26 protein-coding genes are annotated in these 22,922 nt (G+C 74.0%); 10 read left to right on the top strand and 16 right to left on the bottom strand.

Annotation, left to right across the window (positions count from 1 at the left end):
• Positions 1-134: 134 nt before the first annotated feature.
• Positions 135-410 (bottom strand): GlsB/YeaQ/YmgE family stress response membrane protein, encoded by a 276-nt coding sequence (locus ACFW6A_RS00005; protein ID WP_351842134.1) that lies wholly within the window; start codon positions 408-410, stop codon positions 135-137.
• A 169-nt stretch (positions 411-579) separates the two neighbouring features.
• On the opposite strand from ACFW6A_RS00005, the gene ACFW6A_RS00010 reads away from it, so the two are divergent.
• Both ACFW6A_RS00010 and ACFW6A_RS00015 read left to right on the top strand, forming a co-directional pair.
• Complete coding sequence (locus tag ACFW6A_RS00010; protein WP_351842136.1) at positions 580-924, top strand: DUF3099 domain-containing protein; 345 nt, start codon at positions 580-582, stop codon at positions 922-924.
• 228 nt (positions 925-1,152) lie between these two features.
• On the top strand, positions 1,153-1,383 hold the full coding sequence (locus tag ACFW6A_RS00015; RefSeq protein WP_351842138.1) for a hypothetical protein: 231 nt from the start codon (positions 1,153-1,155) through the stop codon (positions 1,381-1,383).
• Here the strand turns inward: ACFW6A_RS00015 and moaA are convergent.
• From moaA to ACFW6A_RS00030, 3 genes are all read right to left on the bottom strand, one after another.
• Positions 1,366-2,367: a GTP 3',8-cyclase MoaA gene (moaA, locus tag ACFW6A_RS00020; RefSeq protein ID WP_351842140.1), complete on the bottom strand. Its 1,002-nt coding sequence runs from the start codon at positions 2,365-2,367 to the stop codon at positions 1,366-1,368. The two genes, ACFW6A_RS00015 and moaA, sit on opposite strands and share 18 nt — an antisense overlap.
• 186 nt (positions 2,368-2,553) lie before the next feature.
• Positions 2,554-4,206: a cation acetate symporter gene (locus tag ACFW6A_RS00025; RefSeq protein ID WP_351842142.1), complete on the bottom strand. Its 1,653-nt coding sequence runs from the start codon at positions 4,204-4,206 to the stop codon at positions 2,554-2,556.
• Positions 4,203-4,577 (bottom strand): DUF485 domain-containing protein, encoded by a 375-nt coding sequence (locus ACFW6A_RS00030; RefSeq protein ID WP_351842144.1) that lies wholly within the window; start codon positions 4,575-4,577, stop codon positions 4,203-4,205. Before ACFW6A_RS00030 ends, ACFW6A_RS00025 begins: the two co-directional genes overlap by 4 nt.
• Before the next feature lie 274 nt (positions 4,578-4,851).
• Between ACFW6A_RS00030 and ACFW6A_RS00035 the strand changes: the two genes are divergently transcribed.
• Positions 4,852-6,396, top strand: coding sequence for a S8 family serine peptidase (locus ACFW6A_RS00035; RefSeq protein ID WP_351842146.1), 1,545 nt, complete (start codon positions 4,852-4,854; stop codon positions 6,394-6,396).
• A gap of 90 nt (positions 6,397-6,486) precedes the next feature.
• Complete coding sequence (locus ACFW6A_RS00040; RefSeq protein WP_351842148.1) at positions 6,487-7,785, top strand: CoA transferase; 1,299 nt, start codon at positions 6,487-6,489, stop codon at positions 7,783-7,785.
• On the opposite strand, the gene ACFW6A_RS00045 is transcribed toward ACFW6A_RS00040, so the two are convergent.
• The 8 genes from ACFW6A_RS00045 to ACFW6A_RS00080 all read right to left on the bottom strand — a co-directional run bounded on the left by ACFW6A_RS00045 (position 7,775) and on the right by ACFW6A_RS00080 (position 15,433).
• A complete protein-coding gene (locus ACFW6A_RS00045) occupies positions 7,775-8,818 on the bottom strand; it encodes a zinc-dependent alcohol dehydrogenase family protein (RefSeq protein ID WP_351842150.1) in 1,044 nt (347 codons plus the stop codon). The genes ACFW6A_RS00040 and ACFW6A_RS00045 overlap by 11 nt on opposite strands.
• A gap of 15 nt (positions 8,819-8,833) precedes the next feature.
• Complete coding sequence (locus tag ACFW6A_RS00050; RefSeq protein ID WP_351842152.1) at positions 8,834-9,466, bottom strand: lysoplasmalogenase; 633 nt, start codon at positions 9,464-9,466, stop codon at positions 8,834-8,836.
• On the bottom strand, positions 9,463-10,344 hold the full coding sequence (locus ACFW6A_RS00055) for a sterol desaturase family protein (RefSeq protein ID WP_351842154.1): 882 nt from the start codon (positions 10,342-10,344) through the stop codon (positions 9,463-9,465). The genes ACFW6A_RS00050 and ACFW6A_RS00055 overlap by 4 nt, the downstream gene beginning before the upstream one ends.
• A gap of 112 nt (positions 10,345-10,456) precedes the next feature.
• Positions 10,457-11,167, bottom strand: a complete 711-nt coding sequence (locus ACFW6A_RS00060) for a VIT family protein (RefSeq protein ID WP_386637900.1) — start codon at positions 11,165-11,167, stop codon at positions 10,457-10,459.
• A 24-nt stretch (positions 11,168-11,191) separates the two neighbouring features.
• The gene (locus ACFW6A_RS00065) at positions 11,192-12,439 is read right to left on the bottom strand and encodes an amidohydrolase family protein (RefSeq protein ID WP_386637903.1); all 1,248 of its coding nucleotides are present in this window, start codon (positions 12,437-12,439) and stop codon (positions 11,192-11,194) included.
• Positions 12,436-13,731 carry an amidohydrolase family protein gene (locus tag ACFW6A_RS00070; protein ID WP_351842160.1) on the bottom strand — a complete coding sequence of 432 codons (1,296 nt, stop codon included), beginning with the start codon at positions 13,729-13,731 and terminating at the stop codon, positions 12,436-12,438. The genes ACFW6A_RS00065 and ACFW6A_RS00070 overlap by 4 nt, the downstream gene beginning before the upstream one ends.
• 20 nt (positions 13,732-13,751) lie before the next feature.
• Positions 13,752-14,636 carry an SDR family NAD(P)-dependent oxidoreductase gene (locus ACFW6A_RS00075; RefSeq protein ID WP_351842162.1) on the bottom strand — a complete coding sequence of 295 codons (885 nt, stop codon included), beginning with the start codon at positions 14,634-14,636 and terminating at the stop codon, positions 13,752-13,754.
• Positions 14,636-15,433 carry an acetoacetate decarboxylase family protein gene (locus tag ACFW6A_RS00080; RefSeq protein WP_351842164.1) on the bottom strand — a complete coding sequence of 266 codons (798 nt, stop codon included), beginning with the start codon at positions 15,431-15,433 and terminating at the stop codon, positions 14,636-14,638. Before ACFW6A_RS00080 ends, ACFW6A_RS00075 begins: the two co-directional genes overlap by 1 nt.
• Before the next feature lie 153 nt (positions 15,434-15,586).
• Here ACFW6A_RS00080 and ACFW6A_RS00085 point away from each other — a divergent pair, with 153 nt between their 5' ends.
• The 6 genes from ACFW6A_RS00085 to ACFW6A_RS00110 all read left to right on the top strand — a co-directional run bounded on the left by ACFW6A_RS00085 (position 15,587) and on the right by ACFW6A_RS00110 (position 21,083).
• Complete coding sequence (locus ACFW6A_RS00085; protein WP_386637906.1) at positions 15,587-16,285, top strand: TetR/AcrR family transcriptional regulator; 699 nt, start codon at positions 15,587-15,589, stop codon at positions 16,283-16,285.
• Positions 16,282-17,256, top strand: a complete 975-nt coding sequence (locus ACFW6A_RS00090) for a DEDDh family exonuclease (RefSeq protein WP_386637909.1) — start codon at positions 16,282-16,284, stop codon at positions 17,254-17,256. Before ACFW6A_RS00085 ends, ACFW6A_RS00090 begins: the two co-directional genes overlap by 4 nt.
• Positions 17,257-17,319: 63 nt before the next feature.
• Positions 17,320-17,553: a hypothetical protein gene (locus ACFW6A_RS00095; protein WP_351664993.1), complete on the top strand. Its 234-nt coding sequence runs from the start codon at positions 17,320-17,322 to the stop codon at positions 17,551-17,553.
• A 96-nt stretch (positions 17,554-17,649) separates the two neighbouring features.
• On the top strand, positions 17,650-18,504 hold the full coding sequence (locus ACFW6A_RS00100; RefSeq protein WP_351842168.1) for an SURF1 family protein: 855 nt from the start codon (positions 17,650-17,652) through the stop codon (positions 18,502-18,504).
• A 34-nt stretch (positions 18,505-18,538) separates the two neighbouring features.
• Entirely contained in the window at positions 18,539-20,323 is a 1,785-nt protein-coding gene (locus ACFW6A_RS00105; RefSeq protein WP_386479548.1) for a glycoside hydrolase family 15 protein, read from the top strand.
• A gap of 4 nt (positions 20,324-20,327) precedes the next feature.
• Complete coding sequence (locus ACFW6A_RS00110) at positions 20,328-21,083, top strand: SDR family oxidoreductase (protein WP_386637913.1); 756 nt, start codon at positions 20,328-20,330, stop codon at positions 21,081-21,083.
• Positions 21,084-21,095: 12 nt separating this feature from the next.
• Here the strand turns inward: ACFW6A_RS00110 and amaP are convergent, their stop codons facing one another.
• From amaP to ACFW6A_RS00130, 4 genes are read right to left on the bottom strand one after another with little or no spacing between them, the layout of a single operon-like run.
• Positions 21,096-21,695 carry an alkaline shock response membrane anchor protein AmaP gene (amaP, locus tag ACFW6A_RS00115; protein ID WP_351842173.1) on the bottom strand — a complete coding sequence of 200 codons (600 nt, stop codon included), beginning with the start codon at positions 21,693-21,695 and terminating at the stop codon, positions 21,096-21,098.
• 5 nt (positions 21,696-21,700) lie between these two features.
• Positions 21,701-22,363: a DUF6286 domain-containing protein gene (locus ACFW6A_RS00120; RefSeq protein ID WP_351842175.1), complete on the bottom strand. Its 663-nt coding sequence runs from the start codon at positions 22,361-22,363 to the stop codon at positions 21,701-21,703.
• Positions 22,360-22,719 carry an Asp23/Gls24 family envelope stress response protein gene (locus ACFW6A_RS00125; RefSeq protein WP_386637916.1) on the bottom strand — a complete coding sequence of 120 codons (360 nt, stop codon included), beginning with the start codon at positions 22,717-22,719 and terminating at the stop codon, positions 22,360-22,362. The genes ACFW6A_RS00120 and ACFW6A_RS00125 overlap by 4 nt, the downstream gene beginning before the upstream one ends.
• A gap of 6 nt (positions 22,720-22,725) precedes the next feature.
• Positions 22,726-22,917: a hypothetical protein gene (locus ACFW6A_RS00130; RefSeq protein ID WP_190224429.1), complete on the bottom strand. Its 192-nt coding sequence runs from the start codon at positions 22,915-22,917 to the stop codon at positions 22,726-22,728.
• Positions 22,918-22,922 lie beyond the last annotated feature (5 nt).

Consider the following 22,922-nt stretch of genomic DNA (forward strand, 5'->3'; position numbering starts at 1 on the left):
GGGGCTGGTGCGGCGGCGCGGAAACACCCCCCGGCCCGGGTTCCTGACCCCCGGCTCACCCCCCGCCCACACACCCGGGGCGCCCCGGTCCGCCCCCCCCCCGCCCCCCCGGCCCTCCCGGGTCTCCGGGCGCGTCAGGCGCGCTGTCTGTTGCCCTTGATCGAGGCCCAGACCATGTCGCCGACGCCGACCACGAGCACGGCGCCGATGAGCTGGAGCAGGTGCCGGGTCCAGTCGATGCCCTTGGTGTCCTCGACGCCGATCCAGCCGGCGACCGCGTTGCCCAGGATGCTGCCCAGGATGCCGAAGATCGTCGTCAGCCAGAGCGGGATCTGCTGCTTGCCCGGCAGGATCGCCTTCGCGATCAGGCCCAGGACGAATCCGACGATGATCGCCCACAACCAGCTCATAGTCGCCTCCTTCTGCGCACGTGGCCCCAGTCTCGGCCCGTCGGCCATACGGCGCATGTCGGACGCCGCCGAACGTGCCCCGGTCTCGTCGGCCCCGGCCCGGGGGCGTACGGTGGTCCGAGGTCCGGACCGGGGAGGGTCCGGCGCGAGCGGCGGGTGGTGGAACGCGATGCGGAAGCGCGGCGGACCCGAGGTCTTCCGGATCACCGGGGCCCGGCAGGGTCTCGCGGACGACGTCCGGGGCAGGCAGCGGCGGTACGTCATCTCCATGGGCGTCCGGACGCTCTCCGTGATCGCGGCCGCGGTGCTGTGGAACGTCGAACGGCACGTGGCGGTCGTCGCGCTGGCGCTCGGGGTGCTGCTGCCGTACGTCGCGGTGGTGATCGCGAACGCGGGCCGCGAGTCGGCGCCCGCGCTGCCGTCGGCGTACCTGACGGCGCCGGTGCGGCCGGCGCTCGGCGCGGGCGGCGACGGAGCGGAATCCGGAGCGGAACGCCCGTACGGGCAGGGCTGATCGGGGCGGTCCTGCCCCGGTCACGGAACGTGGCGGGAAAGCCGCCGGGAACCTCAAGAAAAGCTCAGATCAATCATGAAGTTCCGGTGCACCGCACCCGGGGTGCCGTGACATACTGCGTACGCGCTCCGCATCCCCCGTCGGAGCGACGGACCGATGCCGGGCAGCTCCCCCCGTGGCTGCTCGGCATCGCCCTTGCTGGACAATGTTCCGGTGATCAATGGTCCCGTGAGTGACGAGAAGCCGATCTGCTCCGCGAAGGGCTGCCGGGCCGACGCCGTCTGGGTGCTCGCCTGGAACAACCCCAAGGTGCACACGCCGGAGCGGCGCAAGACCTGGCTCGCCTGCGAGGAGCACCGCGAGCACCTCTCCCAGTTCCTGGGCGTGCGGGGCTTCCTGAAGGACGTCGTGCCGCTGGCCGAGTGGGACGCGGACGGGGAGTCAGCCGCCGATCGCTGACATCGGGCGGTCCGGCTGGAGGAAGCTCGGGTCGTCGAGGCCCGAGCCCGCCTTCTTCCCCCACATCGCCTTCTTCCACAGCTCCGCGACCGCCGCGTCCGACGCGGGGGACGGGGCGTCCGCGCGGAGCGCGGCCCGCAGGTCGGTCTCCTCGGTGGCGAAGAGGCAGGTGCGGATCTGGCCGTCGGCGGTGAGCCGGGTGCGGTCGCAGGCCCGGCAGAACGGGCGGGTCACGGAGGCGATGACACCGACCGTGTGCGGCCCGCCGTCCACGACCCAGCGCTCGGCCGGGGCGGAGCCGCGCTCCTCGGAGCCCTCGGGGGTGAGGGTGAAGCGGGTGCGCAGCGACTCCAGGATGTCCCCGGCGGTGATCATGCCGTCGCGCTTCCAGCCGTGCTGGGCGTCGAGCGGCATCTGCTCGATGAAGCGGAGCTCGTACCCCTCCTCGATCGCCCAGGCGAGCAGGTCGGGGGCCTCGTCCTCGTTGAGCCCGGGCATCAGGACCGCGTTGACCTTCACCGGGGTGAGGCCGGCCTCGCGGGCGGCGGCCATGCCGTCGAGGACGTCGCGGTGGCGGTCGCGGCGGGTGAGGGTCTTGAAGACCTCGGGCCGCAGGGTGTCCAGCGAGACGTTGACCCGGTCCAGGCCCGCCGCCTCGAGGGCGGTGGCGGTGCGCTTGAGCCCGATGCCGTTGGTCGTCAGGGACATCTTCGGGCGGGGCTCCAGGGCCGCGCAGCGCTCGACGATCCCCACGAGGCCGGGACGGAGCAGCGGCTCGCCGCCGGTGAAGCGGACCTCGGTGACGCCGAGGTCGGTGACGGCGATCCGGATCAGCCGGACGATCTCGTCGTCGGTGAGGAGGTCGGGCTTGGCCAGCCACTGCAGGCCCTCTTCCGGCATGCAGTAGGTGCAGCGCAGATTGCACCGGTCGGTGAGGGAAACGCGCAGGTCAGTGGCGACTCGGCCGTACGTGTCGAGGAGCACCGGTCCCCCCTCCCCTTCTCCAGGTTGGCTTCTCGTTCGAGCCTACGTGACCGGTCGGACATCGGGCACGGGCCGATTGTCACGAGGACGGCACCGGCCGCGTCGTAGAACTCTACGACGCGGCCGGGGAAACGCTGCGGAACGTATACGAGCGGGTGCGCTGCGGTCAGCGGGCGCCCGGCGGGGTCAGTGCTCGACCGCGGCGGCGGTGCCGACACCGGTGAGGGACTTGACCTCCAGCTCGGCGTACTTGCCCTTGTCCGGCTCCTCCTTGGAGAGGAGCGAGCCGAGCCAGCCGAGGAGGAAGCCGAGCGGGATGGAGATCAGGCCCGGGTTCTCCAGCGGGAACCAGTGGAAGTCGACGCCCTTGAACATGGAGGTCGGCGCGCCGGAGACGACCGGGGAGAAGAGGACGAGGACGACGGAGGAGATCAGGCCGCCGTAGATCGACCAGAGGGCGCCCTGGGTGGTGAACCGCTTCCAGAAGAGCGAGTAGAGGATCGTCGGCAGGTTGGCCGAGGCGGCGACCGCGAAGGCGAGGGCCACCAGTCCGGCGACGTTCAGGTCGCGGGCGAGCGCGCCGAGGCCGATCGAGACGACGCCGATGAAGACGGTGGACCAGCGGGCGGCCCGCATCTCCTGCTTCTCGGTGGCCTTCCCGCGCTTGATCACGTTGGCGTAGATGTCGTGCGCGAAGGACGAGGAGGAGGCGAGGGTCAGACCGGCGACGACGGCCAGGATGGTGGCGAAGGCGACGGCGGAGATGACGGCGAGGAGGATCGCGCCGGCGGTGGAGTCGGCGCCGCCGCCGACCTCCAGGGCGGTGAGCGGGGCCGCCGTGTTGCCCGCCTTGTTGGACGCCTTGATGGTGTCGCCGCTGAGCAGGGCGGCGGCGCCGAAGCCGAGGACGATTGTCATCAGGTAGAAGGCGCCGATGATGCCGATGGCCCAGTTGACCGACTTCCGGGCGGCCTTGGCGGTCGGCACCGTGTAGAAGCGGATCAGGATGTGCGGCAGGCCGGCGGTGCCGAGGACGAGGGCGATGCCGAGGGAGAGGAAGTCGAGCTTCGAGGTGGCGCTGACGCCGTACTTGAGGCCGGGCTCCAGGAAGGCCTCGCCCTTGCCGCTGTTGGTGGCGGCGGCGCCGAGCAGGTCGGAGAGGTTGAAGTCGAACTTCAGCAGGATGAGGAAGGTGATGAGGAGGGTGCCCGCGATGAGCAGCACCGCCTTCACCATCTGCACCCAGGTGGTGCCCTTCATGCCGCCGATGGTCACGTAGACGATCATCAGGACGCCGACCAGGGCGACGATCGCGATCTTGCCGCCGTCGCTGGTGATGCCGAGCAGCAGCGAGACGAGCACGCCCGCGCCCGCCATCTGCGCGAGCAGGTAGAAGATCGAGACGACGATGGTGGAGGTGCCCGCGGCGGTGCGGACCGGCCGCTGGCGCATCCGGTAGGCGAGGACGTCGCCCATGGTGAAGCGGCCGGAGTTGCGCAGCGGTTCGGCGACCAGGAGCAGGGCGACGAGCCAGGCGACCAGGAAGCCGATCGAGTACAGGAAGCCGTCGTAGCCGTAGAGGGCGATGGCGCCGCTGATGCCGAGGAAGGACGCGGCGGACATGTAGTCGCCGGAGATCGCGAGGCCGTTCTGGAAGCCGGTGAACTGGCCGCCGCCGGCGTAGAAGTCGGCGGCGCTGCGGGTCTGCCGGCCGGCCCAGACGGTGATGGCCAGGGTGGCGATCACGAAGGCCGCGAAGAGGGCGATGATCAGCGGCCGGTGCTCGGTGGTGGCGTTGTCGGCGGCGAGCAGGACCGGGGCGGTGGCGAGGGTGCTCATGCGTCGCCCTCCATACGGGCCTTGATGGCCTCGCCCTTGGGGTCGAGGCTGCGGGCGGCGTGGCGCGAGTAGAGCCAGGCGATGAGGAAGGTGGTGGCGAACTGGCCGAGGCCCAGGACGAGCGCCACGTTGATGTTGCCGAACAGGCGGATGCCCATGAAGCCGCCCGCGTAGTTCGAGAGCAGGACGTAGAGCAGGTACCAGGTGATGAAGGCGACCGTCAGGGGGAAGGCGAAGGAGCGGTAGGTGCGGCGCAGCTCGCCGAACTCCTCGCTCTGCTGGACCTCGACGAACTGCTCCGTGGTGGGCCGGGCGGGACCGGTGTCGGTCTCGGTGCCCTTTCTCGGCGGCGGCGGTGCTTCGGTAGCCACGGAATCTCCTCGTGACGCGGGGACGGACGGCATGGTCAAGGGGGCCTCACCTGGGGGTGCGGGAACGGGGCGCCTGCCGGAGCCCCTCCCCTGCTCAACGGCACGGAGCCCGATGCGAAGTGGTTCAGCGGAGGGGAATTCTTCGGGGGAATCTTCATCAAGTCTTCTCAACTCATTGATGAGCGGAGAAGATCAGCGATAGCTTCACTCGTCATGCACCTGCCCGCGCGCAACCCCGCGCGCGAGCAGTACATACGGATGATGTGGAGAACCCATGGCTCATCTGGGATCGAGGCGCGGCCGAGTACTCGCTCTGCCTGCTGGTCTCGCGCTCACCGCTTCGCTCGGCTTCCTTCCCTCCGGCGCCGCCTCCGCCGCGGAACTGAGCGATGCCCCGGCGGCCGCCACCGTCGCGGCGACGGGCGAGAAGCTCTCGTACGTCGTCAACATCGAGGGGGGCCGCTGGACGGCCTCCTCGGTGAAGAAGGCGATAGCCGCCGCCGGCGGCGAGGTCGTCATCGCGTACGACCAGATAGGCGTCATCGTCGTCCACTCGCAGAACCCCGCGTTCGCGGAGACGATCCGCAAGGCCCGCGGCGTGGTGTCGGCGGGTGCGACCCGCACCGCCCCGCTGACCGTGCAGGGCGACGACTCGGTCGGCGGTGCCACCGAGGAGCTGACCGCGGCCGAGGCCACCGCCGCCGCGGCGACCGCCTCCGGCGAGCAGGACCCGCTGGAGCCCCTGCAGTGGGACCTCCCGGCCATCAAGGCCGACAAGGCGCACCAGAAGACCCTCGGCAGCAGCCGGGTCACCGTCGGCGTCATCGACACCGGCGTGGACGACACCCACCCGGACCTGGCGCCGAACTTCGACGCCGCGGCCTCCGCCAACTGCGTCTCCGGCAAGCCGGACACCACCCCCGGCTCGTGGCGTCCCAACCCGGGCGAGTCGGACCACGGCACCCACGTGGCCGGCACGATCGCCGCCGCGAAGAACGGCGTCGGCATCACCGGCGTCGCGCCGGGCGTGAAGGTCTCCGGCATCAAGGTGTCCACCCCGGACGGCTTCTTCTACACCGAGGCCGTGGTCTGCGGCTTCGTGTGGGCGGCCGAGCACGGCGTCGACATCACCAACAACAGCTACTACACCGACCCGTGGATGTTCGCCTGCAAGACGGACGAGGACCAGAAGGCCCTCGTCGAGGCGGTCACCCGGGCCACCCGGTACGCGGAGAAGAAGGGCACGGTCAACGTGGCCGCGGCCGGCAACTCCAAGTTCGACCTCGCCGCCGACGAGATCGTCGACAACTCCAGCCCGAACGACACCGTGCCGGGCGACCGGGTCATCGACCCGAGCGAGTGCTTCGACTACCCGGCCCAGCTGCCGGGCGTCGTGACGGTCTCCGCGACCGGCGCGAAGGACCTGAAGGCGTCCTACTCGAACTACGGTCTCGGCGTCATCGACATCGCCGCCCCCGGCGGCGACCGCACCGAGTACCAGACCCCGGACGCCCCGGCGGTCAACGGCCGCATCCTGTCGACCACGGTCAACGGCGGCTACAACTACAAGGCCGGCACGTCGATGGCGTCCCCGCACGCCGCCGGTGTGCTCGCGCTGCTGAAGTCGACGCACCCGAAGGCGAGCCCGGCCGCGCTCAAGGCGCTGCTGTACGCGCAGGCCGACGAGCGCTCCTGCACCAACCCGTACGACATCGAGGGCGACGGCAAGATCGACGCCGTCTGCGAGGGCGGCAAGCAGAAGAACGGCTTCTACGGAGCCGGTCTGGTGGACGCGCTGGACGCCGTCCGCACGTGGTGACGCCCTAGCGTTCCCGGGGCCCCGGTGCGGTCTGCCGCACCGGGGCCCTTCGCATGTCCGCAGGGTGGCACGGGGTGCCATAGTGCGGGCATGGAGAGCACGGTTCGGAGCGGTACGGAAGCACTGTGGTCGGTCCTCGGCGGCGATCCCGCCCTGCTCGACCGGGTGGAGTACGGCGGGGTGTCGGGACTGCTCCCGGCACGGCTGCCGGTGATGGACCTGGCCCGGGCGACGGTCGCCGTCTGCGGGCTCGCGGCCGTGGAACACGCGGGCGCGGCGGGGCCGGTGCGGGTGGACGACGGGGCCGTGGCCACCGCCTTCGTGAGCGAGCGTCACCTGCGGGTGGACGGGCGGGCGCCGGTGAGCTTCGCGCCGCTGTCGCGGTTCTGGCGGGCGTCCGACGGCTGGGTCCGCACCCACGCCAACTACCCGCACCACAGGGCCGCGCTGCTCGCGGCGCTGGGCGCGGCCGACTCGGTGGAGGCGGTCGCGGAGGCGATCGGCGCGCGGAGGGCCGTCGACGTGGAGACGGCGGTGTACGGCGCCGGGGGCCTCGCGGTGGCGCTGCGGACGCCCCGGGAGTGGGCCGCCCACGAGCAGGGCCGGGAGGTGGCGGCGCGGCCGGTGCTGAGCCGGGAGCGGCTCGACGAGGCCCCGCCCCGGCGGCGCACCGGACCGCCGCGGGTGCTCGACCTGACCCGGGTGATCGCGGGACCGGTGGCGACCCGGACGCTGGCGCTGCTCGGCGCGGACGTGCTGCGGATCGACCCGCCGGGCAGTCCGGAGCTGGCGGACCAGCACGCGGACACGGACGTCGGGAAGCGGACGGCGGCCCTGGACCTGGAGCGGCCCGCGGACCGGCGGACCTTCGACGAGCTGCTGGACGCGGCGGACGTGCTGGTGACCGGCTACCGGCCGGGGGCCCTGGAGCGCTACGCCCTGGAGCGGCCGGGCCTGGTGACGGCGCGGCTGTCGGCGTGGGGCGACTACGGGCCGTGGGGCGGCCGGCGGGGCTTCGACAGCCTGGTGCAGGTGGCGACCGGGATCGCGGTGGAGGAGGGTTCGGCCGAGGAGCCGGGGGCGCTGCCCGCGCAGGCCCTGGACCACGGGACGGGGTACCTGCTGGCGGCGGCGGTGCTGCGGTCGCTGACGGAGCAGGAGCGGGAGGGCGGCAGCCGGCTGGTCCGGCTCGCGCTGGCGCAGACCGGGCACTGGCTGGCGCACGGGCTCCCCCGGTACGACCCCGGGCGGTACCTCGCGGAGTCGGAGGGCCCGCTCGGGCGGCTGCGGCACGCGGTGTCGCCGGTGGCGTACGAGGGCGGCCCGGCGGGCTGGTCGCGCCCGCCGGGCGTCGCGGGGGCGGACGCCCCGGCGTGGGCTACGGCTTGACGAGGACCTTGAGGGCGGTGCGCTCGTCCATGGCCTTGTAGCCGCCGGGAACGCCGTCGAGGCCCACGGTCAGGTCGAAGACCGGGGAGGGGTCGATGGTGCCGTCGAGGACGTCGGCGAGCAGCTCGGGGAGGTAGGCGCGGACGGGGGCGACGCCGCCGCGCAGGGCGATGTTCCGGTCGAACATGACGGAGAGGTCCAGGCCGGTGCCGGAGCCGTGCGGGACGCCGACGTAGCCGATGGAGCCGCCGTCTCGGGTGATGTTCACGGCGGTGCGCATGGACTGCTCGGTGCCGACGGCCTCGATGACGCCGTGGGCGCCCTGGCCGCCGGTGAGCTCGCGGACCGCGGCCTCGGCGGCCTCGCCGCGCTCGGCGACGACGTCGGTGGCGCCGAAGGTGCGGGCGATGTCGGTGCGGGCGGTGTGGCGGCCGAGGGCGATGATCCGCTCGGCACCGAGCCGCCTGGCGGCGAGGACGCCGCAGAGGCCGACGGCGCCGTCGCCGACGACGGCGACGGTGGAGCCGGGGCGGACGCCGGCGCCGAGGGCGGCGTGGTGGCCGGTGCCCATGACGTCGGAGAGGGCGAGCAGGGCGGTGAGCAGCCGGTCGTCGGAGGCGGCGTCGGCGGGGAGCTTGACGAGGGTGCCGTCGCCGAAGGGGACGCGGACGGCCTCGCCCTGGCCGCCGTCGGAGCCCGCGGAGCCCCAGAAGCCGCCGCGGGGGCAGGAGGTCTGGAGGCCCTCGGCGCAGTAGTCGCAGGTGCCGTCGGACCAGACGAAGGGGGCGACGACGAGGTCGCCGGCGCGGAAGCCGCGGACCTCGGAGCCGGCCGCCTCGACGACGCCGAGGAACTCGTGGCCGATGCGCTGGCCGGGCTGCCGGGCGGACTCGCCGCGGTAGGCCCACAGGTCGCTGCCGCAGATGCAGGCGCGCAGGACCCGCACGACGACGTCGGTGGGGTCCTGCACGACCGGGTCGGGCACCTCCTCCACGCGCATGTCGAAGGGGGCGTGAATGGTGGTGGCGCGCATGGTTCCTCGTCCGGGTCAGCTAGTCGTACGACGTTCACCGTACATCGCTTGCAGGGCACCCGCCGTCAGCAGGTACTGGGCGGCGATGTAGGTCAGCATGACCCAGAAGTCGGGGACCGGCAGCTGGGGCCAGTCGGCGATGCCGGTGGCGATGAGGGTGTCGGAGAGCAGGAACAGCGCGCCGCCGGTGCCGGCGAGGACGCCGAGCGCGCTCGCCCGGTAGGCCATCGCGGTGAGCAGCAGGGAGTAGCCGGCGACGGGGATCCGCAGGTCGGCGGGGAGGTCGGGCCAGAGGGCGACGACGGTGCCGGCGAGGGCGAGGGCGTAGAGCGCGCCGAGGGCCGGGGAGGTGCGGCGCCGGCCGAAGAGGGTGAGGTAGCAGACGTGGCCGAGGGCGAAGGAGCCCATGCCGACGAGGAAGGCCCAGTCGGCGTCGAACAGGAGGAAGACGTCCCCGCCCCAGCCGAGGAGGAGGGCGGCGACCAGCAGCCGGGGAGCGCCGCGGGTGGCGGCGTACGCGGCGAGCAGCGGCATCAGGAGCGGCTTGGCGACCAGGTGGCCGGTGTCCGCGCCGGCGAGGAGCGAGCCGAGGTCGACGACGGCGGCGAGGACGAAGGCGCCGAGCAGGCTCCGGGACAGGGTGTTCACGCGGCGGGCTCCGGGGCGGTCCGGTCGTCGGGGTGCGGGGCGGTGCGGGGCCGGGGCTGCCAGCCGGGGCCGCGGAAGACGCGTCCGGCGCGCTCGCGCCAGTCGCCGGCGGCGCGGACGTCGCGGGCGATGGCGGCGTACTCGTGGGTGGCGACGCGGAGCGGGTTGTAGGTCTCGATGTTCTTGGTGAGGCCGTAGACGGGCCGCTCGGTCTCGCCGACCCAGGAGCCGAACATCCGGTCCCAGACGATCAGGATCCCGCCGAAGTTGCGGTCCAGGTAGCCGCCCTGGGAGGCGTGGTGGACGCGGTGGTGGGAGGGGGTGTTGAGGACGTACTCGAAGGGCCGGGGCAGCTTGCCGACGCGCTCGGTGTGGATCCAGAACTGGTAGACGAGGTTGACCGAGTAGCAGAAGGCGACGGCGGCCGGGTGCACGCCGAGGGCGATCATCGGCAGGTAGAACGGCCAGCCGGTGACGCTGGTCCAGGGCTGGCGCAGCGCGGTGGTGAGGTTGAACCTGCGGCTGCTGTGGTGGACGACGTGGCAGGCCCAGAGGATCCGGATGACGTGGTGGCCGCGGTGCTGCCAGTAGTAGAGGAAGTCCTGCGCGAGCAGCATCAGCGGGACCGTCCACCACAGCACGGGCACCCGCAGCGGCGTCAGCTCGTACACCGCGGTGTAGATCGCGACGATCGGGATCTTCCACAGGGCGTCGAAGGCGAGGCTGCCGAGCCCCATGCCGACGCTGGTGACGGCGTCCTTCGCCTCGTATCCGGCGGCGTCCTCGTCGGGACGCAGCCGGACGCCGACCACCTCCACGACGGTGAGCAGCACGAACGCCGGTATGGACCAGAGCACGACATCGGGCAGGTTGGGCATGGCGTCGACGGTAGGGCTCGGCCGCGCCGCACGGCTAGACGTTGTTACCAACAAGTATGCGAGACGACTTGTCAGCAGCCTTTGGCGGCTTCCGACAAGCGCCGCCCTCCGGTCACACCCCGGCCGCGTCCAGGAGGGAGCCCGCCGCGTAGGTGACGGCCATGGCCAGGGCGCCGCCCGCGACGGTGCGGAGGGTGGCCCGGGGGGCGGGGGCCGCGGCGAGGCGGGCGGACGACCAGCCGGTGAGGGTGAGGGCGGCGAGGACCGAGGCGACGGTGATCCAGAGGCGGACGGAGGCGGGCGGCAGGACGATCGCGAGGAGCGGGAGGAGCGCGCCGGCGGTGAAGGCGAGGAAGCTGGCCCAGGCGGCGTGCCAGGGGTTGGTGAGGTCGTCGGGGTCGATGCCCAGCTCCACGCGCGCGTGGGCCTTGAGGGCGTCGCGTTCGGTGAGCTGCACGGCGGCCTCGCGGGCCACGTCCGGGGTGAGGCCGCGGGCGGTGAGGAGGTGGGTGAGCTCGTCGAGTTCGGCCTCGGGGCTCTCGTGGAGCTCCTGCTTCTCGGTGGCGAGGGCGGCGGTCTCGGAGTCGCGCTGGACGGAGACCGAGACGTACTCCCCCACCGCCATGGAGAGGGAGCCCGCCAGGAGTCCGGAGAGTCCGGCCGTGAGCAGGGCGGCCTGGGACTCGGTGGCGCCGGCGACGCCGACCACCAGGCCGGCGGTGGAGACGATGCCGTCGTTGGCCCCGAGCACGGCGGCACGGAGCCAGTTGAGGCGGGACCCGAGGGCCCCGCCGTGGGCCTCGGGCGCGGGGGGTGCGGTCACCTCAGGAGGGTCGCACCCCCCGGGTCACCAGACGCGGACCGACCCGCCCGGGGCGAAGGCCGGGCTGGTGGCGCCCTCCGGGACCTTCTCCAGGGGGGTGGCGATCTCCTCGACGGACGGCCCGTGGACGGCCGCGAGCCGGTCGAGGAGGGCCAGGTCGAAGCCGTAGACGCGGGCCGCGTTGCCGCCGACCATCGCCGCCACCTCCGCGCGCGGCAGGCCCGCGTAGGCGAGGCGGAGCCCTTCGCGGGAGTACGGGGCGGTGCCCTCGTCGTGCGGGTAGTCGCTGCCCCACATGATCTTGTCGAGGCCGATCCGGTCCCGCAGCGGCACCTCGTGCGGGCGCATGAAGCTGGCGCCGACGAAGCAGTTCTCCCGCCAGACCTCGCCGGGGCTGCGGCCCATGGAGTCCGCGAGGCCCGCGCCGAACTTCGACTCGGCGGTGGCCGCCCGGCTCGCCGCCGCGACGAGGCGCCCGTGGTAGTAGTCCAGCATCTCCACCACCCCGGGGATCCAGCCGGAGCCCTGCTCGGTGAGGACCAGCCTGAGGCCCGGGTGGCGGCGGAAGGCGCCGCCGAACACCAGGTGCCACAGGGCCCGGTGGGAGAACCAGGTGGTCTCCACCATGAAGACGGCCCGGGCGGCGGGTTCGTCGCCGAGCGGCGGGGAGGCGGAGCCGCCGTGGTGGTTGACGGGGACGCCCAGCTCCTCGCAGACGGCCCAGATCGGGTCGTACGCCTCCGCGTACAGCTCCGGCAGGCCGCTGCCCGGCGGGGTGCCGGGGAGCAGGACGCCGCCGGTGAGGCCCGCCGCGTGGGTGCGGCGGATCTCGCGGACGGCCTCGTCGACGTCGTTGAGGAGGATCTGCGCGACGCCCGCCCGCCGGCCGGGGGCCTCGGCGCAGAAGTCGGCGAGCCAGCGGTTGTGGGCGCGCAGGCCCGCCCAGCGCCGCTCGAACTCCTCCGGGGTGGGGGCGGGGGCCATCAGGGAGGCGGAGGGGAAGAAGGGCGGGATGGTGTTGGGGAAGACGACCTCGGCGACGATGCCGTCCTCCTCCAGCTCGCGCAGCCGCCGGCCGGAGTTCCAGTTGCGGTCGGCGGTGTCGGCCAGGAGGTCCTCGTAGGGGTTGACGTACGTGGCGGCCCAGGCGTCGAAGTCGTCGTGGAAGCGCTTCTCCAGGTACGGCCTGTAGTCGAGGAGGTCGGCGCCGGCGTGGCAGTCGGCGGAGATCACGGTGTAGCGGTCGGCGGGGGCCGCGGCGGGGTCGGTCACGGGGCCACCTCCGCGGCCGGTCCCGTGACCGGGAAGTCGCCGCCGGTGAGCCAGTGCCGGCCGGTCTCGCGGGAGCGGGCCCAGGAGGCCTCGACGGCGCTCTGGTCGGCGGGCTGGCCGAGGTCCGCGGGGGTGGGGCCGATCCGCCGGGCGATCGGCTCCAGCTTCCGGAGATCGAATCCGAAGACCTCGGCGGCGGCCAGGCCCAGCATCCGCCGGGTCTCCCCCACCGGGATGTCGTGGAAGGTGTTCCGCAGCCAGTTCCGGGTGTCCGGCCAGGTGCCCTCGGGGTGCGGGAAGTCCGAGCCCCACAGGATGTTGTCGACGCCGATCTCGTACCGCTGCGCCAGCTCGCGCCGCTTGGTGTTGGTGGCGCAGACGAAGACCTGCCGGTCCAGGTACTCGCTCGGGGGGCGCCCCAGCTCGGCGAAGGGCGAGAGCTTCTTGCCACCGTGGGCGCCGAGGTAGAGCCGGTCCATGAACCACAGCAGGTTCGGCAGCCACCAGCAGCCGGACTCGGCGACGCCGAACCGCAGCCCGGGGTGGCGCTCGAAGACCCCGGACCAGAGGAGGAACCACAGGGGCCGGGCCGGCCACCAGGTGACCTCGGAGACGTAGATGCCGAGGTGGTCGCCGTACTCCTCGCGGGGCGCGGCCCCGGAGTGGGTGACGACGGGCATCCCGGTCTCGGCGGCGGCCGCCCACACCGGGTCGTACCGCCGGTCGTGGTAGGGCGCCTTGTCGACCCACATGGACGGGATCATCAGGGCGCCGAGCCCGGACTCCCTGGCCCGGTGGATCTCGGCGACGACCTCGCGGACGTCGGCGGTGACGGGGAGGAGGGCGACGCCGCAGTGCCGGGCCGGGTCGTGGGCGACGAACTCGGCGAGCCAGCGGTTGTGCGCCCTGGCCCCCGCCATGCCCAGCTCGGGGTCCTGGTCGCCGGAGAGGCCGAGGCCGACGCCGAAGGGGGCGGCGGTCTGGCTGTCGACGGCGTCCGCGTCGGGGAAGACGACCTCGGCGGCGACGCCGTCGCCGTCCAGCTCCTTGATCCGCTGCGCGTGGTCCCAGCCGCCGCGCAGGCCCTCCTCGTGGTCGCTGAACCACTTGGCCGCGAAGTCCTCGTTGCGGACCCCGAGGCGGGTCATGGCCTCGCGGCGGGCCTGGCGTCCGGCGAGGAAGTCGTCGAAGGCGCCGTGGAAGCGGGACTCCAGATAGGGCCGGTACTCCTCGGTGGGGAGCCCGGCGTGACAGTCGGACGAGATGATCAGGTACGGGTCCTCACAGCTCATGGCCATGCCCCTCGGTCGGGTCAGTCGAGGATGAAGCTCTCCAGGTACGACGGGTTCGCGCGGTCGAGCATCGACCGGGCGCGCGCCCTGATCTGCCGGTCGCTGTGCTCGCTCGCCGGGAGCATCCAGAACCGGTCGGCCCTGATCCCCTCGACGACGTGCTCGGCGACCTCCTCCACCGGGGTGAAGGCGATCTCGTGGCCGGCCTCCTTCATGGCGGCCTCCCACTGGTCGAGCGAGCGGTACGGGGTCCGGCGCGGGCGCTCCTTGGCGTACCGCTCGGGCCGGTTGCGGTGCGACTCCCACAGGCCGGTGCGGAGCATGTGGGGCCCGGGGAAGAGCACGGAGGCGCCCACGCGCGCGTGCTCGGCCCGCAGGTGGGCGTAGAGGGACTCGGTCAGGGTGACGACGGCCGCCTTGGTGACCGCGTAGACGGAGGCGGTGGGCAGCGGGGCGATGCCGCCGTCGCCGGAGGAGGTGTTGACGACGTGGCCGGGTTCGCCGCTCGCGAGCATGCGGGGGACGAAGGCCTGGACGCCGTGGAAGACGCCCCAGACGTTGACGGAGAAGGCCCACTTCCAGTCGTTGGGCTCGTGCTCCCACATGCGGCCCTCGGCGCCGGAGCCGACGCCCGCGTTGTTGCAGAGGACGTGGACGGCTCCGAAGGCGTCGAAGGCGGCGTCGGCGAGGGCCCGCACCGCCTCCGGGTCGGAGACGTCGACCGTGCGGGCGAGGACCCGCGCCCCGTCCGCGGCCAGCTCGTCGGCGGCCTCGGCGAGCGGCCCCTCCTCGACGTCGCCGAGGACGACCGCGAGCCCCTCGGCGGCGAAGCGGCGGGCCATGGCCCGGCCGATGCCGCTCGCCGCACCCGTGACGACGGCGACCTGCCCCTCCCGGAGTTCCATCAGACGCTTCCTTCCGGGGGGCCGTCGAGGATCTGCGCGGGATCGTCGTAGCGCTGGTGGACGTAGGGCAGCAGGGCCTCGGCGGAGACCCGCTCGGCGACCCGGCCGCGCTGGTCGGAGGTCTTCTCGCCGAGGGTGATCTCGACGAGCCGGCGGACCGGGAGGTCGGCGACCGGGTCGTACATCGACTCGCGCAGGACGACGTCGCCAGTGACCCGCTCCAGCCTGCGGACCCTCTCGTTGCGGACGCAGTGGACGAGGACGGGGTCGGCGTCGAAGCCGGAGCCGTCCACGCCGGGCAGGAACTTGAAGTAGAAGTCGGTCTTCTCGACCGGTCCGGGCAGCGGCAGCGGGCCGGAGACCGCGCCGCGCACCTCGACGAAGGCGATGCCGTGCCGGGCGAGCCGGGCGCCGACCACCAGGCCGTCGCGCTCGACGACGACCTCGCCGAGCTTCTTCGGCTCGCCGAAGACCTCGCGCCCGCCGATCAGGGCCCGCTCGTGGGTCATCGGCATGACCAGCGGGTACCAGCCCTCGACCGCGCCGTGGGCGGCGGCCACGGAGAGCGAGCCGGCGCCCAGCGGGTAGCCGGGCAGGTCGACCTTGCTGATGGTGACCCGGACGAGGGGGCGCCCGGTGGGCTTCAGCGGGGGCGGCAGGACCGCCGCCACCGCGTCGGGATCGGTCTCCCAGAGGGCGACCACCCCGGTGGACCAGATGTCGGGGAGCCTCGCGGCGGCGGCGCGGGCGGCGGCGCCCTCCGCCTCGGTGCGCGCCCCGTACCGTACTCGTGCCATGTCGTACCACCCTTCCGGACGGATGACGGATACGGCCGCCGGCCGTCCCGGACGAGCGGACCGGCGGCCTGTAACACTGTTACACCGCCGCCGATGAAGGGTAAAGACGCGTGCGCACGGTGAATTGACGGCGCATCAGGAAAGGGGGGCCGCATGGCACGCCCGGCGCTCAGCCGCGAGGAGGTCCTGGACGCCGCGGCGGCCCTGGTGCGGGCGCACGGGCCGGACGGGCTCACCATGCGCGGCCTCGCCGCCGCCCTCGGCACGGCGGTCACCTCGATCTACTGGCACGTGGGCAACCGCGAGTCGCTGCTCGACGCGCTGGCCGAGCGGACGGTGGCCGACCTCGGCGCGATCCGGCCGCACGGGAAGGACCCGGTGGAGCGGATCGGCTCGGTGGCGCACGCCCTGCGCCGGGCGCTGCGCGAGCGTCCGCACCTGGTGGCGATGGTCCACGAGCGGGGCCTGACGGAGCGCATGTTCCTGCCGGCCCAGCGGGCCCTGGTGCGGGAGGCGCACGCGGCGGGGCTGCGCGGCGAGCGGGCGGCCGAGCTGGTCCGGGCGGTCACCTTCCAGGTCGTCGGGTACGTGCTCCTGGAGCGCAACCGCGAGCGGGCGCCGGTCCAGTCGCCGGCCGAGGAGGAGCTGTGGGGCGCCGGGGCCGGCGGCGCCGACCCGCTCCTCGCCCGCGCCCTGGCGGCCCCGCCCGAGCCGGAGCGGCTCTTCGCGGTCTCCGTCCGCGCCCTGGTCGAGGGCCTCCTGGCGGGCTCCCCACCCCCCACAGTGAGGGACATCACGGACATAGGGGGCACCGAGGGCGGCACTGTCGGTCGCGGGCCGTATTCTCAATGACCATGCTCGACGACCGTACGACTGCAGCGACGTGGCCGGCCGCCTACCCCCAGGGGTACGCGGTGGTCGACGTGGAGACCACCGGTCTCGCCCGCGACGACCGGATCGTGTCCGCCGCCGTCTACCGCCTCGACGCGCAGGGCGACGTGGAGGACCACTGGTACACGCTGGTGAACCCGGAGCGGGACCCCGGCCCGGTCTGGATCCACGGCCTCACCAGCGACGTCCTCGCGGGAGCGCCGCTCTTCGCCCAGATCGCCGAGGAGTTCTCGGCCCGCCTCGACGGGCGCGTCCTCGTCGCGCACAACGCCATGTTCGACTGGCAGATGATCGCCCGCGAGTACGCGCGCGCCGAGCGGACCGCGCCGGTGAAGCACCGGCTCTGCACCATCGCGCTCTCCAAGGAGCTGGCGCTGCCGCTGCCCAACCACAAGCTGGCCTCCCTCGCCGCCCACTTCGGAGTGGTGCAGGAGCGGGCGCACGACGCGCTCGACGACGCGCGCGTGCTCGCCGAGGCCTTCCGCCCCAGCCTCCACGCGGCGGCGGAGCGGGGCGTGCGGCTGCCGCTCCTGGAGTGCCGCCCGCTCACCGAGTGGGCGTCGGCGCCGGCCCGCCCGCTCGTCGGCCGGCAGAACTCCTACGGGGCGGGCGGCTGGCGCCCCTCCCGGAAGCGGCCGGCCTGCCCCTACCCCAACCCCGGCCGCTACGAGAGCGACAAGCCGCTCAAGCAGGGCATGCGGGTGGCCTTCTCCGGCGACACCTCCGTCGACCGGGAGCTCCTGGAGGACCGCACGGTCGAGGCCGGGCTGCACGTCGCCACCTCGGTCTCCCGGCTCACCAGCCTGCTGGTGACCAACGACCCGGACGCCGGCACCTCCAAGACGGCCAAGGCGAGGGCCTTCGGCACCCCCGTCGTCGACGAGGCCGCCTACGCCCATCTGCTGCGGGACGTGGCCCCGGCAGACGGGTGACACCCGCCTCCCGGCGGGCGTGCCGCGCGGCGCGGGCGGGCCCGGGGCCCCACCCTGTGGCGCATGGCACGTTGTGAGGTCTGCGGAAACGATTACGGCATGTCCTTCGAGGTGCACGCGCAGGGCGCGGTGCACGTCTTCGACTGCTTCTCCTGCGCCATCCACCGCATGGCGCCCATCTGCGAGCACTGCCGGGTCCAGATCATCGGACAGGGCGTCGAGGTCGAGGGGAACTGGTACTGCGGCGCCCACTGCGCCCGCGCCGAGGGGAAGGCGGGCATCGTCGACCGGGTGTGACCCGGCCCGACACCTGAGGAAACGATTCCTGAACGGGTGGCCCGGTCACCCGACCCGGTGTGCGGACACCTCACGCCCGTGTCGTACGGTCGTGGGGTGTACCGCTTCCTGTTGTCCCGGCAGTGGGTGATCCTCACCCTCGTCGCCCTCGTCCTCATCCCCGTGATGATCGAGCTGGGCTTCTGGCAGTTCCACCGGCACGAACGCCGGGTCGCCCAGAACACCCTGATCGCGGACAACCTGGAGGCCGCGCCGGTCCCGGTGGAGGAGCTCACCTCCCCCGGCCACGTCGTCCCCCGCGCCGACTACTGGCGCCGGGTCACCGCCACCGGCACCTTCGACACCGCCCACGAGGTCGTCGTCCGCCGCCGCACCTCCTCCGACGACCGGGTCGGGGCGCACGTGCTCACCCCGCTGGTCCTGAAGGACGGCAAGGTCGTCCTGGTCAACCGGGGCTGGGTGCCCGGCGCGGCCGACCAGCGCGACTACCCCGACGTCCCGCCCGCCCCGAAGGGCGAGGTCACCGTCGTCGGCCGGCTCAAGGCCGACGAGACCACCGGCGCCAGCGGCATCAAGGACCTCAAGGGCCTGCCGGACCGCCAGGTGATGCTCATCAGCAGCGGCCAGCAGGCCGAACTGATCGGCCGCGAGGTGCTGGGCGGCTACGTCGAGCAGACGGAGCCCGCCCCGGCCGGCGGCTCCCCCGAGCAGATCCCCGAGCCCGACCACGACTCGATCGGCGCCCACATGGCGTACGCGGTCCAGTGGTGGCTCTTCGCGGCCGGCGTGCCGGTCGGCTGGTTCGTCCTCGTCCGGCGCGAGCGGCGCGACCGCGCGGCCGCCGCCGCGGAGGACGGGGGCGAGGGCGGGGGCACCGGCGGGCCGGGCGACGCCGCCCCGGAGGCCGCGCAAGAGGACGGTGGCGCGATCCGGACCACCTCGCCCCGCTGATTGACCGCCGCCGTCGGCGGGAACAGCCCAGAGCGTGACCCGACGCATCGACGACTACGCCCTGATCGGCGATCTCCAGACCGCCGCCCTCGTCGGCCGCGACGGGTCGGTCGACTGGCTCTGCCTGCCCCGCTTCGACTCCGCCGCGTGCTTCGCCGCCCTCCTCGGCGACGAGGACAACGGACACTGGCGGATCGCCCCCAAGGGCGCGACCGGCTGCTCCTCCCGCCGCTACGCCGAGGACTCCCTGGTCCTGGAGACCTTCTGGGAGACCCGCACCGGCACCGTCAAGGTCACCGACTTCATGCCCCAGCGGGACCGCGCGCCGGACGTCGTCCGGATCGTCGAGGGCGTCAGCGGCCGCGTCGAGATGAGCTCCGTGCTCCGCCTCCGCTTCGACTACGGCTCGATCGTGCCGTGGGTGCGGCGCTCCGAGGGGCACCGGGTCGCCGTCGCGGGGCCGGACGCCGTCTGGCTGCGCAGCGAGCCGCCCGTGAAGACCTGGGGCCAGCAGTTCGCCACCTGCTCCGCCTTCACCGTGGCCGCCGGGGAGCGCGTCGCCTTCGTCCTCACCTGGCACCCCTCCCACGAACGGCGGCCCCCGCTCGTCGACCCCTTCGAGGCCCTGGAACAGTCGCTCGCCGACTGGCGGGAGTGGACCGCCCGGTGCGCCTACCGGGGGCCGTACCGCTCCGCCGTGATCCGCTCCCTCATCACCCTCAAGGCGCTCACCTACGCCCCCACCGGCGGGATCGTCGCCGCCCCCACCACCTCGCTGCCGGAGGAGATCGGGGGGGTGCGGAACTGGGACTACCGGGCCTGCTGGCTGCGCGACTCCTCCCTCACCCTCGGCGCGCTGCTCGCCGCCGGATACGCCGACGAGGCCGCCGCCTGGCGCGACTGGCTGCTCCGCTCGGTCGCCGGCGACCCCGCCGACCTCCAGATCATGTACGGGCCGGCCGGCGAGCGACGGCTCGCCGAGACCGCGCTGCCCTGGCTCCGCGGCTACGCCGACTCGCGCCCCGTCCGGACCGGGAACGCCGCCGTCGAGCAGTTCCAGCTCGACGTGTACGGCGAGGTCATGGACACCCTGCACCTCGCGAGCCAGGCGGGCATCCCGGCCGAGCGGCACGCCTGGAACCTCCAGCTGAGCCTGCTCGGCTTCCTGGAGTCGCACTGGCGCGAGCCCGACGAGGGGCTGTGGGAGGTCCGCGGCCCCCGCCGCCACTTCACCCACTCCAAGGTGATGGCCTGGGTCGCGGCCGACCGCGCGGTGCGCGCCCTGGAGGCCGACCCCTCGCTGCCCGGGGAGCCGGGCCGCTGGCGGGCGCTGCGGGACGAGATCCACGCGGAGGTGTGCGCCCGGGCGTACGACCCCGGGCGGAACACCTTCACCCAGTCGTACGGCTCCCGGGAGCTCGACGCCGCCACCCTGCTGATCCCCCGGGTGGGCTTCCTGCCGCCGGACGACCCCCGGGTGGTCGGCACGGTGGACGCGGTGCGGGACGGGCTGACCCACCGGGGCTTCGTCCGGCGCTACACCCCCGACTCGGGCGCGGTCGACGGGCTGCCCGGACGGGAGGGCACCTTCCTCGTCTGCTCCTTCTGGCTCGCCGACGCGCTGCGGATGACCGGGCGCGCGGACGAGGCCCGGGCGCTGTTCGAGCGGCTCGTGGGGCTGACCAACGACGTGGGGCTGCTCGCGGAGGAGTACGACCCGGCGACGGGCCGGCAGCTGGGCAACTTCCCGCAGGCCTTCAGCCACATCGGGCTGGTCGGGACGGCGCTCGCCCTGGGCGGGGAGGAGACGGCAGGATAGGTCCATGGATCTTGGACTGAAGGACCGCGTGTACGTCGTCACGGGCGCGACCCGGGGGCTCGGCCGGGCCTCCGCGGAGGCGCTGCTCGCCGAGGGCGCCCGGGTGCTGGTCACCGGGCGCGAGGAGGCGACCGTCGCCGCGGCGGTCGCGGAGCTGGGCGAGGGCGCGGCGGGGCTCGCCGCCGACAACGACGACCCGGAGACCCCGGGGCGGCTGATCGCGGAGGCCCGCGCCCGGTTCGGCGGCTTCGACGGCATCCTGATCAGCGTCGGCGGCCCGGCGCCGGGCTTCGCGGCGGACAACTCCGACGAGGAGTGGGCGGCGGCCTTCGGGACCGTCTTCCTCGGCGCGGTGCGGCTCGCCCGGGCGGCGGCCGAGGCGCTGGGCGAGGGCGGGGTGATCGGCTTCGTCCTGTCGGGGTCGGTGCACGAGCCGATCGCGGGCCTGACGATCTCGAACGGGCTCCGCCCCGGACTCGCGGGCTTCGCCAAGTCCCTCGCCAACGACCTGGGTCCGCGCGGGATCCGGGTGGTCGGCCTGCTGCCGAGCCGCATCGACACCGACCGGGTGCGGCAGCTCGACGCCCTCTCCGGCGACGCGGAGGCCTCCCGGGCCGCCAACGAGCTGGCGATCCCGCTGCGCCGCTACGGGACCCCTGAGGAGTTCGGCCGCACCGCCGCCTTCGTGCTCTCCCCGGCCGCGTCGTACCTGACGGGCCTGATGCTGCCGGTGGACGGCGGCGCCCGTCACGGCTTCTGACCGGACGCCGCCTCAGGTCACCCGGCGGGCCCGGTGCTTGACCGCCCGCAGCCGGGCCTCGGTGGGCAGCTCCGCCAGCCCCGCCGAGGCGCGGGCGCGGTCCAGGGTCTCGCCGCCGAGCCCGGCCAGGGCCTCGCCCGGGGAGGCGTGCGGTTCCAGGAGGAGCGCGATGCGGGTGCGGGGGGCGGTGCGCCGGCCGGTGAGGGCGACGCGCGCCCGGGCCACGCCCTCCTGCGCGGCGGCGTCCGCCTCCAGGACGCTCTCCAGGGCCCGGCCGCGCAGCACGGCGGCGTCGCCGTCGCCGGTGTCGACGAGGAGTTCGGCGAGCCGGGCCCGGCGGAACTGGGCGAGCAGCCACCAGAGGGCGAGCAGGACGACGACGCCGAGGACGGCGATGACGGTCGGCCACCACCAGCCCTCGGCCCGCCACCGCTGCCGCCGGGCGGCGGACAGGAGCACGTCGCCGGGGCCCGACCAGGGCCACCAGGACGGCACGGGCAGGTCGAGGCCGGCGGCGAGGACGGCCCCGCCGGCGAGGACGAGGAGCAGCCCGGCGAGGCCGAGCAGGGTGCGGTTGACGCGCCGGAGGACGGCGGTGACCGGTGCGTTCACGGGTTTCACCCCTTCTTGGACGGGCGGTCCACCCGGACGGTCAGCGCGAGGGGCCGGGCGAGCCCGAGGTCCTCGACGCCGCCGGTGAGGACGCGCTCGACGTCGGCGCGGACGTCGTCGAGCGGGCGGAAGTGGGAGACGGCCCGGGCGGCGACCTTGGCGCGGCCGACCCGGACCTTCACGGACTGCACGCCCGAGACCTCCATGGCCCGGTCGCGCAGGGCGAGGGCGGCGGCCTCCCGGTCGAGCCCGGCCCGGACGTCGGGATGGGCGCGGCGCATCGGGAGCACCGAGCGCAGGCCGGGGGTGGACGCCAGGACCAGCAGCCAGACGCCGAGCAGGACGGCGAGTCCGGCCGCCGCGAGGACCACGGCGTCGTCGAGGGGCCGGGTCGCGAGCTCGTCGGCCAGTTCGCGCCGCCAGCTCATGGCGCTCCGGCCGGCCCGGACGGCGGCCACGTCGTACAGCAGCAGTCCGGTGCCGCCGAGGACGACGGCGGCGAGCAGTCCGGCGGGGATCCGCCGGACGGCCCAGAAGCGGCGGACCCGCCCCGGGGGTGCCGTGGAGCCGGCGAGGACGGGGACGCCGTCGCCCGCTCCGTCCGTCCCTCCCCCGCCGTCGGCCCCGGCGGTCTGCGGGGGGACGGTGGGCCGTTCGGGTGTCGTCATGCCAGGCGGCCCTTCCTCCCGGCCGGCGCGGTGCGCGCGGAGTGGAGGCGCTCGACGTGCACGGAGACCTCGTGGACCTCCATGCCGACCAGTTCCTCCACTCGGCTGCGGACCCGGGCGCGCACGGCCCCGCAGCGGCGCCCGACGTCGGCGGGATAGCAGAGTTCGAGACTGATGGAGATGCGGGCGGCGTCCCGGTGGACGACGACCGAGGCGTGCGGCCGGTTGCCGCCCGCCGGCACGCCGCCCAGGGCCTCCCGGGCGGCTCGCGCGGAGATCTTGGCGACGACCCGGTCGGCGATCGTGGTCGCGCCCCGTTCGCGCACCGGCGGGCGTTCCGTGACGTCGGTGGTCACCCGCCGTCACCGGCGCCGTTCGCCGCGGTCGCGGCCCCGGAGCAGATCGCCGGGTTCGAGATCGCCGTCGAGGAAGCGCCCGGCCACGAAGCCGACCGCGCCCAAGGCCGCGACCAGCAGAAACGCCCCGAAACCGCCGAAGTATCCGGCGAAGCCGAGACCCATGCCGGCCAGCAGGCCGACCACCGCCATGCTCATGCTGA

This window comes from Streptomyces sp. NPDC058758, assembly GCF_042746075.1.
In the GTDB taxonomy this organism is placed as follows: domain Bacteria; phylum Actinomycetota; class Actinomycetes; order Streptomycetales; family Streptomycetaceae; genus Streptomyces.